The organism is Streptomyces sp. NRRL B-1347, assembly GCF_000720325.1.
Classification (GTDB): Bacteria; Actinomycetota; Actinomycetes; order Streptomycetales; family Streptomycetaceae; genus Streptomyces.
The window spans coordinates 1-16654 of sequence record NZ_JOJM01000118.1 but is presented as its reverse complement, the minus strand read 5'-3'; the positions used below and the strand labels follow the sequence as shown (position 1 = coordinate 16654).

Annotated in this window: 10 protein-coding genes and 5 pseudogenes; 7 read left to right on the top strand and 8 right to left on the bottom strand. The window is 68.7% G+C overall.

Annotation, left to right across the window (positions count from 1 at the left end):
* Positions 1-91: 91 nt before the first annotated feature.
* The 3 genes and pseudogenes from IG74_RS54515 to IG74_RS50375 form a co-directional block, all read right to left on the bottom strand.
* A pseudogene (locus tag IG74_RS54515) lies at positions 92-238 on the bottom strand (IS5/IS1182 family transposase); the annotation flags it as partial.
* A gap of 170 nt (positions 239-408) precedes the next feature.
* Positions 409-1350, bottom strand: a complete 942-nt coding sequence (locus IG74_RS0142570) for a terpene synthase family protein (protein ID WP_030688761.1) — start codon at positions 1348-1350, stop codon at positions 409-411.
* Positions 1351-1715: 365 nt separating this feature from the next.
* A pseudogene (locus tag IG74_RS50375) lies at positions 1716-2105 on the bottom strand (transposase); the annotation flags it as partial.
* 298 nt (positions 2106-2403) lie between these two features.
* Between IG74_RS50375 and IG74_RS54900 the strand changes: the two are divergent.
* A pseudogene (locus tag IG74_RS54900) lies at positions 2404-3573 on the top strand (recombinase family protein); the annotation flags it as partial.
* A gap of 638 nt (positions 3574-4211) precedes the next feature.
* Here IG74_RS54900 and IG74_RS0142555 read toward each other — a convergent pair.
* Positions 4212-5681, bottom strand: a complete 1470-nt coding sequence (locus tag IG74_RS0142555) for a transposase (protein ID WP_420710042.1) — start codon at positions 5679-5681, stop codon at positions 4212-4214.
* A 333-nt stretch (positions 5682-6014) separates the two neighbouring features.
* Here IG74_RS0142555 and IG74_RS53885 point away from each other — a divergent pair, with 333 nt between their 5' ends.
* Positions 6015-6242 (top strand): hypothetical protein, encoded by a 228-nt coding sequence (locus IG74_RS53885; protein ID WP_234334643.1) that lies wholly within the window; start codon positions 6015-6017, stop codon positions 6240-6242.
* A gap of 7 nt (positions 6243-6249) precedes the next feature.
* Positions 6250-6480 (top strand): annotated as a pseudogene (locus IG74_RS0142545) (IS256 family transposase); the annotation flags it as partial.
* Positions 6481-6826: 346 nt separating this feature from the next.
* On the opposite strand, the pseudogene IG74_RS50365 reads toward IG74_RS0142545, so the two are convergent.
* The 4 genes and pseudogenes from IG74_RS50365 to IG74_RS46850 all read right to left on the bottom strand — a co-directional run.
* A pseudogene (locus IG74_RS50365) lies at positions 6827-6979 on the bottom strand (ISAzo13-like element transposase-related protein); the annotation flags it as partial.
* An 87-nt stretch (positions 6980-7066) separates the two neighbouring features.
* Positions 7067-8077: an AAA family ATPase gene (locus tag IG74_RS0142540; protein ID WP_234334642.1), complete on the bottom strand. Its 1011-nt coding sequence runs from the start codon at positions 8075-8077 to the stop codon at positions 7067-7069.
* A 29-nt stretch (positions 8078-8106) separates the two neighbouring features.
* Positions 8107-9711 (bottom strand): Mu transposase C-terminal domain-containing protein, encoded by a 1605-nt coding sequence (locus IG74_RS0142535; protein WP_199818974.1) that lies wholly within the window; start codon positions 9709-9711, stop codon positions 8107-8109.
* 200 nt (positions 9712-9911) lie between these two features.
* Positions 9912-10943, bottom strand: coding sequence for a hypothetical protein (locus tag IG74_RS46850; protein ID WP_234334641.1), 1032 nt, complete (start codon positions 10941-10943; stop codon positions 9912-9914).
* A 536-nt stretch (positions 10944-11479) separates the two neighbouring features.
* Here IG74_RS46850 and IG74_RS0142525 point away from each other — a divergent pair.
* The 4 genes from IG74_RS0142525 to IG74_RS0142510 are packed head-to-tail and all read left to right on the top strand — an operon-like array spanning position 11480 to position 16537.
* On the top strand, positions 11480-13333 hold the full coding sequence (locus IG74_RS0142525; RefSeq protein WP_051856590.1) for a 1-deoxy-D-xylulose-5-phosphate synthase: 1854 nt from the start codon (positions 11480-11482) through the stop codon (positions 13331-13333).
* Positions 13330-14463 carry a flavodoxin-dependent (E)-4-hydroxy-3-methylbut-2-enyl-diphosphate synthase gene (gene ispG / locus IG74_RS0142520; RefSeq protein WP_030688744.1) on the top strand — a complete coding sequence of 378 codons (1134 nt, stop codon included), beginning with the start codon at positions 13330-13332 and terminating at the stop codon, positions 14461-14463. The genes IG74_RS0142525 and ispG overlap by 4 nt, the downstream gene beginning before the upstream one ends.
* On the top strand, positions 14460-15524 hold the full coding sequence (locus IG74_RS0142515) for a polyprenyl synthetase family protein (RefSeq protein ID WP_030688742.1): 1065 nt from the start codon (positions 14460-14462) through the stop codon (positions 15522-15524). The genes ispG and IG74_RS0142515 overlap by 4 nt, the downstream gene beginning before the upstream one ends.
* A complete protein-coding gene (locus IG74_RS0142510; RefSeq protein WP_078869570.1) occupies positions 15521-16537 on the top strand; it encodes a 4-hydroxy-3-methylbut-2-enyl diphosphate reductase in 1017 nt (338 codons plus the stop codon). The genes IG74_RS0142515 and IG74_RS0142510 overlap by 4 nt, the downstream gene beginning before the upstream one ends.
* Positions 16538-16654 lie beyond the last annotated feature (117 nt).

Here is a 16654-nt window from a genome sequence, read left to right as displayed (position 1 = left end):
TCACCGTCAGGTGGGCCAGGTGACCCAGGGACCTCCTTCCGATTCCCTCCCGGCTGAACCGGGGATACAACAAAGCGCCTCACGGCGCACTCGCGTTCACGACTTCCCGCAGGTCACAGGACCCAGGATCTCCCGTCGCCGAACGGGCCACCCGGTCCTGCTTCCATGCCGTGATCATCGGCTCGATGAGCCTCCACTGCTCGTCCGATAAGTCGCTGAGGTACGGCTCTCGCTCCATACCCCGCATCTCAACATGGACATGCCCACCAGGCGGTCTGCGCGGAGATCAGTACCACGATCGAGCGATCACGAACCGAGGAAGATCGGACTTAACGTCCACTCACGGATGCCAGGCGGTCACGCACCGCCGCATCCGACTATACGATCCGTTGAGCATGCCGTCCCTCATCAGTCGTAGCGAGTCGTCTGAGATGCGGCGCCAAGCCAGCCTGAGGCGAAGAGACTGAGCCGGTGGACCCAGCGGGTCACCTCGTAGTTCCACTCTTCGAGGTCGGGAAGTCCATGGTGCATGAGGTGCAAGTACTCGGCGGCGTACTCGTCATGGAGTGTGATGACCCGTTGGATCGCCTCGGCTCGCGAGATCCCGTACTCGTGCTCCATGCACTTGGTGAGGTTGTAGTAGTGCTGGCCGTTCCTCTCGTCCTTCTCCAGGGATTGGACGTCGTTCATGCAGATCATTAGTCGGGTCTGAAGCACCTTGAGGCGCTGGATGATCGGGTCGTCGTGTACGTGCTCGGGAAGGACGACCCGGGAATCGACCTCGATGATGTCGAAGAAGGGCATTGACATGAGCGACTGCTCGCGGATGTCCAGGCACTCGTCCGCCTTGAAGAAGCGCTCCTCCTCCCGGCTGACGGCTTCCAGTTCCTGGCCGGCGTAGTAGCGGTCCATGTGGGTGGCCAGACGTTGGAGGCAACGCTCAGGGAGGAACTGTAGGAGTTCGTTGCGGATCTTCTCCAGCTGGTCACCGAGTACAACCCCGGATTCCGCGCCCGTCTTCTGGCCGCGTAGCACCGCGACGGACCCTTCACGGATCTGCTGGACGCCTGTCCGTGAGGTCTGTTCACCCATCTCGTCGTTGTACAGAGACCACAGGTAGAGCCGGGCCAGCGGCAGTAGGCGCTCCCAGGTGGCCGTGGGGTACCAGAACGAGGCCATGCGGCCGGTCTTGACCCTCTTGTACTCCTCGGTGATCTCGGGGGAGACCACTCCTTGCAGCTCGCCATCGATCCATACGCGTTCCGTATGCTCCTGGATCTCGTCGATGAAGGGCGAATACAAAGTCGGGAACGGGTAGTGGAACAACTGGGTCAGTCGTGCGAATTCCATGAACCCCTCCTGTCGCCGCCGCCAAGCCCTCGTGCGGCACCTTGGTGAGCAATAGACCGTCCCGGCCGGATGCTCCACCCCCGGCGTCCACCGCGTCCCGCACGCTGGGCACTCGGCGGCGTCCCGGGCATCCCGCAACGCAGTCACCCTCGCCCTCACCCGCTGGGCAGTGATGCCACTGCCTGGAGCGACACACCGCCGAGCAGAACCGGGCCCGCGGGCCGGCGTCCGGCCGGAGCCGTTCACCGCAGGCCGGGCAGTACCGGGCAGGCACCCGCCCGTCACCATCGGCCACTCCATCAGGCTAGGCCCGCCAGGGGATCACGTCAGCAACTTCGGAAACGGGCACTGAGCTTGTTCTTTTTCTACCAAGATCGGCCAGGTCTACCGATGGCCTTGAGGGTCTCGGGGCGTTTGACGGTCTTGCCCACGTCGTAGCGGGGTGCGGGATGACGGTTCTTGCTCCCGGGTGGCCGTCCGGGACCGGCGCCGCGAGGTTGGGGAACACGGGCCGGACAGGCGAGGTGGGCTCGGATGTTCCTGAACCCCGGGCGGACCCGGGCCGGGGTGAGGCGTTCGGGCTTGGTCGGCTTCTCCCAGGGCCGACGGAGGTCGGCGGCCAGAGGCCGGGCGAGGCGGAGTTGGGTGTGGGCGACGACCAGGAGCCAGGTCCACCGGTCCGCGGCCTGGGGAGTACGGATCTTCAGGGTGGTCCAGCCGAGCGTCTGCTTTTCGAACCGGAAGGTGTGCTCAAGAAGCTGGCCGCAATGCATGCGTAGGAGAGTCCGGCTCGGGGCAGGCGCCGGTCATAGGAGTGGATGGCCTGCTCGCAGCCGCGGATGCCGTCCGCGCATTGCAAGAGCGGGAGGCCGAGGAAGACGAGGGTGGTGAGTCTGGGTGGACGGAAGCATCGCTGAGCTCCCCAGATCCCGCAATGGAGTGTCGTCCGGGACCTGAACCGCCGGCTGGTCGTGGATCTGCTCGCGTTGCTGGCCGCCCGGATCGTGGTCACCCCGGTCGGTCGGGGCGGGGGTGATCTCGGTGAGCGCGACGATGACGGCACCATGGGATCGTCTTGACGGCAAGATCCAATCATCGCATCGCGACCGACTCGCGGTGATCTATATCCGGCAGTCGACGCCTCAACAGGTCCTCGATCACGCCGAGTCGACCCGGCTCCAGTACGGGCTCAAGCAACGGGCGGTGAGTCTGGGCTGGTCATCGTCCCGAGTGTTGATCATCGACGAGGACCTGGGGCACTCAGCCTCCGGTTCGGTGGACCGGGTCGGCTTCCAGCGCCTGGTCTCCGAGGTCGGCCTCGACCACGTCGGACTCGTCCTTGGCCTGGAGATGTCGCGTCTGGCCCGCCGCAGCCTGGAATGGCACCAGCTCCTCGAGCTGTGTGCGCTCTCGGGTGCTCTGCTGGCGGACCCGGACGGTGTCTATGACCCGGCCGAGCACAACGACCGCATGCTGCTCGGGCTCAAGGGCACAATCAGCGAGGCGGAACTGCACCTGATCAAACAGCGGTTGTGGAATGGCCGGATCAGCAAGGCCCGCCGCGGTGAACTCGTGGTGCCGCTGCCCGTGGGCTATCTCCGCTCGACGACCGGTGAGATCATTCTGGATCCGGATGAGCAGGTGCAGTCCGTCGTCCGTCTGGTCTTCGACCTCTTCGACGAACTCGCCACGATCAACGCGGTGTTGTCCTTCCTCGTCGATCACGGCATCCAGATGGGCATCCGAGCACGTGAGGGTCCTGAACGGGGTGAGCTGGTCTGGCGCCGTCCAAGCCGTGTCGGAGTGCAGAACATGCTCCGGCATCCGGCTTATGCCGGCATCTATGTCTATGGCCGCAGCCGCCTCGATCCCCGACGACGCCGACCGGGGCGTCCCTTCACCGGCCGGGTGCGACAGTCCCGCGAGGACTGGCTGGTCTATCTCCCCGGCGTCCTGCCCGCCTATATCGGCATGGAGCGTCACGAGCGCAACCTGGCCCGGATCGAGGCGAACCGGGCCCGCTCGCAGAGCATGGGTGCCCTGCGTGACGGTCCGGCTCTGCTGGTCGGGCTGATCTTCTGCGGCCGCTGCAACACCCGCATGGTCGTGCACTACCAGCGTGACCAGCATGGACGGCTCCGTCCAGGCTACGACTGCTGCCGTGTCAAGGCCGACTACGGCGGCGAGTTGTGCCAACAGTTGTCCGGGATGTGTGTGGACCGCTATGTCACCGAGCTGCTGCTGGCTGCGATGGCACCTGCTGCCCTGGAGATCTCGCTCCAGGCCGCCGAGCAGACCCAACATCGGCGGGAGCAAGTCGACCGGATCTGGCGCCAGCGCCTGGAACGTGCCGACTATGTCACCGACCGGGCCCGACGCCAGTACCAGCTGGCCGAGCCCGAGAACCGCCTCGTGGTGCGTGAGCTGGAGAAGAACTGGGAGAACGCGCTGGCCCATCGCCAGCAACTCGCCGACGAGTACGACCGCTTCGCCGCCGCCCAGCCCCGCATCCTGACGGCCGCCGAATGCGAGCAGATCCGGGTCCTGGCCGACGATCTGCCTGCTGTCTGGCAGGCGCCGACCACCACAGACGCGGACCGCAAACAGCTGATCCGCCACCTTATCGAGAGGGTCCGCCTCACCGTGATCGGCGACAGCGAGCGCGTCGCCATCCAGATCACCTGGGCCGGCGGGCATCGCACCGATGGCGAACTCGTCCGCCCGGTCGCCCGCCTGGAGCAGCTCAGCTACTTTCCTCAACTCGCCTCGCGAGCCCGAGACCTGGCCGCGGCCGGGCACCGGGCTCCGACGATCGCGAAGATCCTCAACCAAGAGGGCTTCCGCCCGCCCAAGCGCCGCGATCATTTCGGCGCCGAGGGCGTACGCAAACTGCTGCAGGAGCTGGGCTGCGTCAGCCGCCAGGAGCAGGCCCTGCGACGCGCAGCCCCGTTGCTTGGCCCGGACGAATGGTGGCCGACCGATCTCGCCCGGACCCTCGGCATGCCCCGCGTCACGCTCTTCGGATGGATCAAACGCGGCATCGTCACCGCCCGCCAACTCGGCGACCGACGCCGGTCCTGGACCATCCACGCCGACGCCGCGGAGCTCGAGCGACTGCGTCTCCTGCGTCGACAGTCGCATGGCCATGGCGCCCGGCAAGCCTGGCTGGACCACCAGCAGGCCGCGATAATCCCGAACAAGGAAGGAACCCACGCCGATGACGCCGAACCATGACTACGACGGCACTGAGGCTTACTCATCTCCAGGTCGAATCTGCGCAGGAATGCCTGCCAGCGCAGGTCGACGTCGCCGCTGGTCATGCCGGTCTTGGAGGACCACAGCCAGACGGGCAGCGGGCTCTGCCCGCCGGGCAGGTGGTCGACCTCCAGGCGGATCAGCGTGCCCTCGATGACGGGAAGTTCGCCGGTGTGGTCGATCCAGGCCGAGCGGGTGGTCAGCCTCGGGTGGATGCGGTTCCAGGCCATGGCCTTCGCGGTGCCGTATCGGTCGGTGACCTGCACCGTTTCCGCGTCGGGCTCGCCCCATGTGTCGGGCTTGGCGAAGCGGAACTCCTTGCCGTGCTTCGGCGGGCGCCCGCCCTGCGGGTAGGCCGCGGCGTACTCCTTGAGTGTGGGTGCCGGTCGTCGCATGACGCGGTCCGTGCGCATCCGGCCGAGGACCTCGACGGGCAGGCCGGTAAGGAGGTAGGCCATGCGTGGGGCGTCGTAGCCGGCGTCGAAGACGACCAGGACGTCCGGATCGCCGGCCTCCCACTGGCCCTGCTCGATCAGGTCGGTCACGACGCGGCGGACCTGGGCCGCGGTGACCTCGGCGACGTCGTCGTCGGGGCCGAGGCGGACCGCGTCCAGCAGCTGGCACCAGGAGGTGCGGCCGGTCTCCAGGGCGGCGACGAACGAGTACGGCCAGCCGGGGATGAACTGGTCACTGGAGCGACCCGAGCGTCCGTAGACGTGGCAGAACAGCCGGTCGGGGCTGCACGGGGCGTCCGGACGCAGCCAGTTGGTCACGTCGACCGCGAGGACGAGCCGGTTGTCGGCGGCCTTGGGCTGCGGCAGCATCGCCAACGCACGGCGCAACCCGGGCGCGTCGATACTGCCGCAGTTCAGGGCGTCATAGAGGGCGCCGTGACCGCGGCGGTGTTCGGCCAGCAGCGTCAGATCGACCGGCGAGGTCACCGGCCCGTTCTCGCAGAGCAGCGCGTCCGTGATCTCGAACAGGGTGTCACCGCGCCGGGTCAGGCACGCGTACAGGTCTTCCCGGAAGTGTGACGTGAAGTCGAACGCGTCCCGCCGGGCATCGTGGTCCAGCACACTCACCTCTGCGGCCTTCGTATGGGGCTGTTTCCGTGGCGGAACGCAGAATCATGCGAGGGCCGTCCGCCTGTCCGGCGAATCCCCAGGTGAGTGACGCCGTTCGGGGCGTTGTTCGACGTCGTGGCATCATGGCGGGCATGACGACGATCCGAAAGGTCCATGCCGCGTAGACGGCCAGGACACCTCCGTGCCGCCCGTCCCCTGCGGCAACGGACATACGATGCAAAGCCGGTCATCGATGGCCTGTCCCGGCGTGCGCTGTCCGAGATCATCCGCCTTGAGCGCACGCGAAACTATCTGGAGCCGGGGGACGTCTCCACGGCCGTACGTTTGTGGAAGGACTACGTCCGCACCCCCGAGCGCCAGCTGTGGCACGACTACGAGTGGGGCAACACGCACTGGTACTGCTGCGGCAACCCTCTGGAAGCCCGTGCCCTGCTCGACACCGTGATGCAGGCCATGTCACCACGAAGCGCCCGGGAGCTCCGGGCCATCATCAGGAAGTACGACGCCGTTTGGAACACCCCCGCGGCACCGTATGCCGCGGATGGAGGTTAAAGAACAAGTTGAGTCGATGAACCGCAACCTGCGCAAACTCGTCAAAACCTCCGGACACTTCCCGTCCGACGACGCCGCCCTCAAGATGCTCTACCTCGGCATCCGCAACATCGAGGGACGCCACATCGACGGCAACGGCAGTGTCCCCGCCGGCCGCGTCCGCGGCACCGGAACCCTCGGCTGGACCCGCGCCATGAACCAGTTCAAGATCCGGTTCGGCGACCGGCTCCCCCTCTGACCGCCATCAACCGACAGTAACCACGGCAGGAACCAGAACCACGGAACAAAACACCGATCGCACACAACTCAGTTCACATCCCCTGAAGGTCCTCAAGCACACCCGGCGCAGCGTGGTTCGCCAGTGCGCCGATACACCCAAGAAGATCAAGATGTTCCTGGCCATACTGGCGGCGAAGGTCCGCCGGAAACTCGACAACGCGCCCGGCGCCTGCGCGAGGCGGACCGGCACCTCAAACGGCCGGACTCGAAGTACTCCTCGAAGCTTTCCTACCGGATCAACACGCGCGACCGGCAACCGACCAGACGCGTCACACCCAAAGTCATCACGCTCCAACCGGCAATAGCTCCACGGCGAACGCGGCGGTGTCGTGGTCGGTCCCGATGTTCACCCAGCCGGCGTTGGTGGCGAGGTCGTAGATACCGTAGGGGATGGCAACCGGCTGGTCTGTGACTTTGACGGGTAAATGGCGCGGAATACTCGGCGGTATCTGGCGCCTTCGGTACCGCGAGCAGTACATGTGAACGCCGTCACGCCCCGCCTGGATCACTGGGCGCGACGGCGTCTTGGCTGACGGGCCGATCTTTCACATGATGCCGATGACGAGGTTCTCGCGGGCGGCCTCGACGACTTCCTTGGTGACGGTGGTCATCTGATTGATCTCCAGGACCCGCTCGATCTGATCGACGAGGCGGGTGGTGAGGCGGAAGTTGCCGTTGGTGGCGCGGGTGATGGCCGCGATGGCTTCGGTGGTGGCGAAGTCGTCCGTGGCGCCGAGGCGGAGGTGGGGCCAGTGGCGGGCGAGGACGAAGGCCTGCTCGTCCACCGACAGGGGCTTGTAGTGGTGGACGAATCCGACGCGGGAGTACAGCTGGGGGTAGCGGGCGAGGCGCTTTTCGATGCCGGGCATGCCGATGAGGATCAGCCCGATGCCGGTGCGGTCGTGGTGGTCGCGGAGCTGTTCGAGTGCGGCGGTCTTGAGCCGGTCGGCCTCGTCGACGATGAGCAGTTCCGCATGGTCGACGGTGGTCCGGGCGTTGGTGGAGGCGACGGAGGGCAGCGGATCGCTTTGGGCGCGGCCGGTCTGCAGCATGAGTTCGACGGTCCAGCCGAGCCGGTCGCACAGGTAGGAGATCTCTTTGTCGAGGTGGGTGGGGGTGCTGTGGACCTTCGGCGTGTAGAGCACCGCGCGGGCAGCGAGGACGTCGCCGATGGCCTCGTCGCCGCCGCCGGATCCGGCGGCGCGGCCGCCTGCGAGGTGCGGGGCGAGCTGGTCCCATTTGGTGTAGGCGCGGGCGGACTCGGTCTTGCCGACGCCGGGGGCGCCGAAGCACAGGCCGACGTACCGTTTGCGGCGGACCGCGTCGGCGAACTCCAGGAACCGCCGATGCTCCTTCGTCGCCATGATCGGTGCGGGGATGACTGTTCGGGGCGGACTGCCCGCGCTCGACGTGGCGGGCACTTCTGGGCTGTCCCTCGGCGGCGGGGGACGGTCACTGACGTGCTGCAGGATCGGGGCGGGGGTGGCCGGCTCGGCCGGGTCCGGGGGCTTGCTTGCTTCGCCGGCCTGGTCGGGGGTCTCGTCTGGGGTGTCCACGCGGGGTGTCTGTCCCGGCCGTTGGGGCTTCACTCATTGATGTAGCGCTTGAGCCGCACCGTGTGATCCTGCGCCGATTCAGTGGCGGTCGAGGCCGAAGTGTGCTCGGCGGCGAGGCCGGATTGTGCGGAGGCGGGCACGGCGTCGGGGGTGCCCCAGGTGCGCGGCTGCGGGACGGTGGGGTAGGCGGCGGGCAGGGGTTCGCTGTGCGCGGCGAGGAGCCGGTCCACCAGGGCGCTGCGGCTGCTCAGGGTGCCGCGCAGCTGATTGCGGCGGGCGTTGCGGGCGGCGGTGATCTCTTTGAGGCTGACGGTTTCGGTGGCCAGGTCGGGGCAGATGGCCCGGCACAGGAACTTCTCGCCGTCCAGGGTGCGCAGGTAGGCGCGGATCTCGGTGATGTCGCGGGGGTCGTAGCGGATGGTGGTGGTTTCGCCGACGTAGTCGGCCAGGACCGGGTCGATGAAGCGCAGCGCCTCGAAGTGGATGCCGTCGGTGTGGATCTTGCGGGGTTTGGCGACGGTGCACAGCAGCAGGTCGAGCTGCTCGAGACTCGCGGGCATGCGGGGGATGAACGCGGCGGCCTCCCAGCGGGCCTGGGGCGGCTGTTTGGTTTCGGAGTGGGGGCGCCGGTTGTAGACCTCGCGGATGAACCGGCCGATCCTGGCGTCGAGTTCGGGCAGCGTGAGCTTCGCCTGCCCGGCCCGGTCCGCGGTGCCGCGGGGTGCGTAGCCGGGCAGGTGGGGCAGGCACATGTGGGTGACGGTGCCGATCAGCCGCTCGATCTTCCCGTGCCCGTGGGGCTGGCCCTTCTTCGCGAAGACCGGCCGCACCTTCAGCTCGGCCATGACCTGTTCAAGGTGAGCGGAGGTGAAGTCGGCCCCGTGGTCGAGATGGAACACCGTCGGGATCCCGCAGACGTGCCAGTCCGGCTCACTCTTGCGCCAGATCGCGTGCCGAAAGGCCAGCGCCGTGGACAGGGCGGAGGGGGCTTCGAGGTTGACGGCGTAGCCGGCGACCGCGCGGGAGTGGTCGTCCTCGATCACCGTCAGCCAGGGGCGGGCGGGCTGGCCCGCGGCGTCGAGGACCCACAGGTCGAGCTGGGTGTGATCGGCCTGCCAGATCTCGTTGGGGGCCTGCGCTTCGCGCCGGTACACCAGCTCGTACGTCTCCCGGTAGCGCTTGGCGCCCTGGTGTGCCATGACCTCAAGTCCGGGATCCAGGCCGGTCACGATCTTGTGGACCGCCGCGTAGCCGGGCACCGGCCAGCCGCGGGAAGCCGCCACGCTCGCGGCCTGGCGGTGCACCGCTGCCGTACTCGGCCTCGGCGCCTTGAGCGCGAGGCCCTCGATGAACTCGACGAGCTCCTCGGGGAACGCACGGCGCCCCTTGTCCGAACGTGCGGTACGGGACAGGCCCGCGAGACCGTGGCGACGGTAGGCGGCCAGCCAGCGTTGCAGCGTCCGGTACGGGACGTCCGCGCTGGCCGCGGCCGCCTTGAGGGTGGCTCCGTCGTGCAGGTGAGGGGCCAGTGCCCGGTAGCGGGTCATCGCCAGCGGTTCGTCCGGGGGCGGGGAGTTGGCGCTGGTGGAGGCGGTCGGTGAGGAGCCGGGGGCGCCATCAGGTGCAGCGTTCATGTCTTCATGGTGACCACCACGGCGACCGTGCACCAGGCCCCGCCTGGATGGTCCCGGATGCGGGGACCGGGCGGTGGAAGCGGGCGGCATGCGCGTGAATATGCCCGTGGCCCGGTCGGTTCTTCTCGGTTGGGGTCTGCCGGTCGGGCATGTTTGTGATCATGGAAGATCCGTTCTGGACCACGCTGGTGGCGGCTTGTTCAGCGCAGCAGGGCGGCCCGCTCCAGGGCGAGGGCGGCGGGCCGGTGACGGCGGTGGGCGGCGAGGAGTCGCCGCATGACGGTGAGGCGGTGGGTGGTGCGGGTGGAGTCGAGGTGGGGGTAGTCGTTCAGGAAGCGGGTCCAGTGAGCCAGGGCAGCGTCGAGGTGCCCTTGGGCGAGGAGGGTTTCGGCGAGGGCGGCGCGGGTGAGCGTGCTCGCGTGGCGCTCGGCGGGGGTGCGCAGGCCCAGTGAGGCGGTGTAGGCGCCGATTGCGCCGGCCGTGTCGCCGAGGGCGCGTAGGGTTTGGGCGCGCTGGTAGTGCAGGGCGGCGAGGGGGTAGGCGGTGAACGGACCCGGGACGCTGTCGGCCTGTTGGTGGAGGCGTTCGGCCGCACCGAGGGCGGTGAGGGCGGTGTGCCGGTCGTGGTGGGCGGCGGCGGTGGCGAGGTGGGCCTGAGCGTAGGCGCAGGTGACCTGCGGCGCCCGACGGGCGGTGTCGGCGGCCTGTTCGGACAGGTGCAGCACGGAGAGGGTGTGGTGGCCGAGGTCGGTGGCGTGGCTGGCCATCGAGCGCAGGGCGATCGCGTAGACGGCCGGGTCGCCGGCGTCGGCGGCCATGTGGGCGGCGGTCAAGTGGTAGTGCTGGGCGAGAGCGTCGGCGCCGTCGTCGGCGGTCATGGTGCCCAGCAGCAGCGTCAACCGGGCTGCCGCGGCGAGGAGTTGGCGGTGCGCTTGCTCGGGGGACGGTGTGTGGAGCCATGTGGTGACGGGGTGGGTGAGGTAGCCGGCCAGTGCGGTGCGCACAGCGCCGCCGCCGTGTGTTTTGGCCGCGTCGGCGAACTGGCGGGCCATCGCATCCATCTGCTGGACGCGGGCCCCTAACGGGGTATCGGCGACAGGGACCGGGATATTGCGCGGCGCCCTGTCGAGGGTGGGGAGGGTGAGGGCGGTGAGGCTGTAGACGCCGGCGGTCAGCAGACGGCGCCAGCCCGGGTCGAGGTCGCCTTGCAGCAGGGCGGAAAGCGTGCGCACGACGTCAGCCTCCCAGGAGTGGTCCGGCCCCGTACCCGAAACCGGAATAGTTCCTTCCGTAAGGCCCGCCTGGGCCGCGGAGATGGGGCGTCCCAGGCGCCGGGTGAGGGCTTCGAGCAGGTATGTGCCGGCCGGGGGGCGGGAGTGGCCCCGGACAGCCAGCGCGAAACCGACGACTGCCCGCAGGCCAGCGTCTGCCCGTGTTCGGCGGCCACCCTCCGTACCTGGGCGGCCAGTTGGGCCTCGCTCAGGCCGCCCTCCTCGACCAGCGCACGCAGCAGAGTGTTCGGTGTCCGGTCCACGGCTTCCCTCTCTCTTTGTCGGCAAACCGGTCCCCGCCCGCGGCTCCCCACTCCCCGTTCACAAAGGCACAAAGTTGCATGCGATGCATGGCATGCGCGCCCTGGACCCTCTGGCCGGGGTGTTGGTGGGGTTGTCCACTGGGAGATACCCCGCCGCGAGGGCCCGTCAAGCCCGGTGCGCGGGTCTGTGCGTAGCTCAGCTCGCCCCGGCCCTCCGGCGAAAGGCAGACACGGATGCCTCCCCCCACCGCCTCCCTGCCTCTGCGGCCGGACGGCCTGCACGCGGTACGCGACCTTGCGGCCGGGGAACTCCCCGCCCTGGCCGATCAGATCCGCCGTTTCCTGGTCGAGAAGGTGTGCGCGACGGGCGGGCATCTGGGCCCCAACCTCGGCATGGTCGAGGTCACCCTCGCGCTGCACCGGGTCTTCGACTCCCCGCGCGATGCGCTGATCTTCGACACCGGCCACCAGGCGTATGTCCACAAGCTGCTGACCGGGCGCGACAAGGAGTTCGACACGTTGCGGCAGGCGGGCGGCCTGTCCGGGTATCCGTCGCGGGCCGAGTCGGTGCATGACTGGGTGGAGAACTCTCATGCTTCCACTTCCTTGTCGTACGCGGACGGGCTGGCCAAGGCCCGCGCGCTGAACGGCGAGAACCAGCGGGCGGTGGTGGCGGTCATCGGTGACGGGGCGCTGACCGGCGGCATGGCCCTCGAGGCGCTGAACAACATCGGCGGCGCCCCCACCCGGCCGGTGATCATCGTGCTGAACGACAACGGCCGCTCGTACGCCCCCACCACCGGAGCCCTCGCCCAACACCTGGCGGCCCTGAAGCAGGGCGGCGGCGCCGTGGCGTGCCAGAACCTTTTCACCGAGCTGGGGTTCACCTACTTCGGGCCCGTCGACGGGCACAACACCGGGGAGATCGAGGGAGTGTTGCGGCGGTCCCGAGCCCTTCACCGCCCCGTCGTGGTGCATGTGATGACGGTCAAGGGCAAGGGATATGCGCCGGCCGAGCAGGATGAGGCGGACTGCCTGCACGCGGTCGGTACCGTCGACGCGGCGACCGGCCGCCCGGCCGCAGGCGCCGCCAAGGCGCAGTCGTGGACGAGGGTGTTCGGCCAGGCCCTGGTGGAGGTGGCGGCCGTGCGCGAGGACATCGTCGCCGTCACCGCGGCGATGCTGCGGCCCACCGGCCTGCATCCCATGGCCGCGCGGTTTCCGGAGCGGGTCTTCGATGTCGGCATCGCCGAGCAGCACGCCGTCACCTCCGCGGCCGGTCTGGCGATGGGCGGTTTCCATCCCGTCGTCGCCATCTACGCCACCTTCCTGAACCGGGCCGTGGACCAGGTGCTGATGGACGTCGCCCTGCATCGGCTGCCGGTCACCTTCGTCCTGGACCGGGCCGGCATCACCGGCCCCGACGGGCCGAGCCATCACGGCATGTGGGACCTGTCGCTGCTCGCGGCCGTGCCCGGCCTGCGCGTCGCGGCCCCACGCGACGCCACCCGGATGCGCAGCCTGCTGCGTGCGGCCGTCGACATGCAGGACGGGCCCACCGCCCTGCGCCTACCCAAAGCCACCGTCGGCCCGGACATCGAGGCGGCAGCCCGAATGGACGGCCTCGACATCCTGCACCGCAGCCCCCACCGCCCCCTGGACGTGCTGCTCATCCCTGTAGGGCCGCTGGCTCAGGCCGCCATCCAGGCCGCCGCGCTGCTTCGGGCCGATGGGCTCGGCGTGACCGTCGCGGATCCGCGTTGGGTCATCCCGGTCAACCCGGCCCTGCCCGGCCTGGCCGCCCGCCACCGCCTGACCCTCACCATCGAAGACAACATCCGCAGCGGCGGCGTAGGCAGCGTCATCGCTCAGGCGTGCCGCAACGCCCACGTCACGACCCCGGTAAGTGTGCTCGGGCTGCCCCGCGCCTTCCTGCCCCACGGCCCGCGTACCGATCTGCTCGCCGAGGCCGGGCTCGATGCCGCGGGCATCGCCCGGGCCGTACGTGAAGAGTTGCTCGTACCCCCGCACCCCGCTGCACCGGCCCACCACCAAGCCTTCTTACCCCCTGCCCGGAGGGTCCGATGACGGCCATCGACCTCGGCCTGCCCACCATCCCCACCACCCCGGTACGCCGCCCCACCCGCCAACTCCACGTCGGAGACGTCCCCGTCGGCGGCGGCGCACCCATCAGCGTGCAGACCATGACCACCACCCTGACCGCCGACGTGGACGCCACCCTGCGGCAGATCGCCGCAGTCACCGCCGCCGGCTGCGACATCGTCCGCATCGCCGTCCCGTCCCAGGACGACGCCGACGCCCTGCCCGTCATCGCCGCCAAGTCACCGATCCCGGTGATCGCCGACATCCACTTCCAGCCTCGTTACGTCTTCGCCGCGATCGACGCCGGGTGCGCTGCGGTGCGGGTCAACCCCGGCAACATCAGGAAATTCGACGATCGCGTCGGCGACATCGCCAAAGCTGCCGGGGATGCGGAGGTGCCGATACGGATCGGCGTGAACGCCGGTTCCCTCGATCCCCGGCTGCTGGCCAAACACGGATCGGCAACCTCCGAGGCGCTGGTGGATTCTGCACTGTGGGAAGCCTCGCTGTTCGAGGAACACGGCTTCACCGACTTGAAGATCGCGGTCAAGCACCACGACCCCCTCACCATGATCACCGCGAACCGGCTCCTGGCGAGCCGCTGCGACTACCCCCTGCACTTGGGTGTCACCGAGGCCGGTCCCGCCTTCCAGGGTGCCATCAAGTCCGCCGTCGCGTTCGGGGTGTTGCTGGCCGAGGGCATCGGGGACACCATCCGCGTCTCGCTGTCCACCGACCCGGTCGAGCAGGTCAAGGCGGGCTGCCACATCCTGGCCTCGCTGGGCCTGCGCCCCCGCAAGCTGGAGATCGTCTCCTGCCCCGGCTGCGGCCGCCTCCAAGTCGACATCCACCGCCTCGCCGCCCAGGTCGAGGCCGCCTTCGACGGCTTCCCCCACCCCCTGCGGATCGCGGTGATGGGCTGCGTGGTCAACGGTCCCGGCGAAGCCCGCGAGGCCGACCTCGGTGTCTCCTGCGGCAACGGCAAGGGACAGATCTTCCGAGGCGGTCAAGTCCTGCGCACCGTCCCGGAATCAAACATCGTCGAGGCTCTCCTGGACGAGGCGCTGCGCCTGACCGATCCGACACCGCCCGGACAGGCAGGCGAAACCTCATGACCGCCCCCTCCACGAGCGCCCCGACCATCGATCTCACGGCCGTACGCTCCCGCGTCGACCAGGCACTGTACGACTTCCTCGACACCAAGACCCGCCACGCCAAAGAACATGCTCTGCCCCTGGAAGTACCCGAGGCCGTGCGGGACTTCCTCTCCGCGGGCGGGAAGCGCCTGCGCCCGCTGCTGTGCGTACTCGGCTGGCACGCCGCCGGCGGACACGGCGACGAGGCGGTCGTCATCCGCACCGCGGCGGCCCTGGAGATATTCCACGCCTTCTGCCTCATCCACGACGACATCATGGACAACAGCGCTACCCGCCGCGGCTGCCCCACCGTGCACCGCATGATCGCCCATCGCCACGGCCACGACCATCTCGGCACCAGCGCCGCCATCCTGATCGGCGACATGACCCTGGCCTGGTCGGATGAACTCCTCAACTGCGCGGGCCACCCGCCCCACCGGCTCGCCGCCCTGCGCCACGTCATCGACGTCATGCGCCAAGAAGTCATCTACGGCCAGTACCTGGACCTCATGACACCCCTTGCGCCCCTCACCGACCATCAAGCGGCCCTGCGGGTGATCCGGTTCAAGACCGCGAAGTACACCGTGGAGCGCCCCCTGCACTGCGGGGCAGCCCTCGCGGACGCCGAACCGCAGGTGCACACCGCGCTGTCGCGCTTCGCTCTTCCTCTCGGGGAAGCCTTCCAGCTGCGCGACGACCTCCTCGGCGTCTACGGCCGGCCCGACACCACCGGCAAGCCAGTCCTGGACGATCTGCGTGAGGGCAAGCACACCGTGTTGATCGCTCTGGCCGCCCAGCGCGCGGACACCGTCCAGCTCCGGCTCCTTGACTCTTTGCTCGGCGCCGCGGACTTGGACCAGGAGGGTGCCGCCCGTATCCGCGCCGTCCTGGACGCCACCGGCGCCCGCGCCGCCGTCGAAGGCATGATCGCCGCCCGGTACGCGCAGGCCCTGACCGCCCTGGAGACGACGCCCTGTCCGCCCCCGGCCGCCGCCGCCCTGCGGCACCTCGCCGCCCGAGCAGTGGAGCGCACCTCATGAACCGCCGCGTCCTGCTCGCCGCCCCGCGCGGCTGCTGCGCAGGCGTCGACCGCGCCATCGCCACCGTCGAGAAGGCCCTGGAACTGCACGGCCCCCCCGTCTATGTCCGCCACGAGATTGTACACAACATCCACGTCATCAACGCCCTCAAGGACAAGGGCGCGGTCTTCGTCGAGGACACGGACGAAGTACCCGAGGGCAGCATCGTCGTCTTCTCCGCCCACGGCGTCGCGCCCACCGTCCGCGAAGCGGCCGCCGCACGAGGCCTGAAGACCATCGATGCCACCTGCCCCCTGGTTACCAAAGTCCACAAAGAGGCCGCCCGCTATGCCGAGCAGGACTACGACATCCTCCTCATCGGCCACGAAGGGCACGAGGAAGTCATCGGCACCGCCGGCGAGGCACCCGACCACATCCAGCTCGTCGACGGGCCCCACGACGCGGCACACGTTCAAGTCCGCAACCCGGACAAGGTGGTGTGGCTCTCCCAGACCACCCTCTCCGTCGACGAGACCACCCAGACGGTCACCGCCCTCAAGAACCGCTTCCCCGCCCTTAAGTCCCCGCCCAGCGACGACATCTGCTACGCCACCCAGAACCGACAACAGGCCGTCAAACAACTGGCCGCCGAGGCCGACCTCGTCCTCATCATCGGCTCGGTCAACTCCTCCAACTCCCAGCGCCTGGTGGAAGTAGCCCTCGCCGCGGGAGCCGACCACGCTCACCTGATTGACCACGCCGGCCAGATCGACACCGACTGGCTGACCGACGTGACCACCATCGGCGTCAGCTCCGGCGCCTCCGTCCCCGAGATCCTCGTCCGCGAAGCCCTGACCTGGCTGGACGAGCGCGGCTACGGCGACGTACGCACCCTCACCCACACCGAAGAACACCAGCACTTCGCAGCGCCAAGAGAACTCGGCGGCCGTGCACCAGGGCCACGGCGTCCACCTCGTCCGCTACCTCTCCGGAAGGAGTCGCAAGACCATGAGGCTTATTCAGCGCGATTCTGAGGATCTCTGTCCGGACCTTCAGAAAATGAACAGCGGCCCGTTGTGAGAGAATTGGGTTTACCACGACACAAGACTCCAGAACGGACCGCCTGTTGTGTATTCTACCACTGGGTTCTC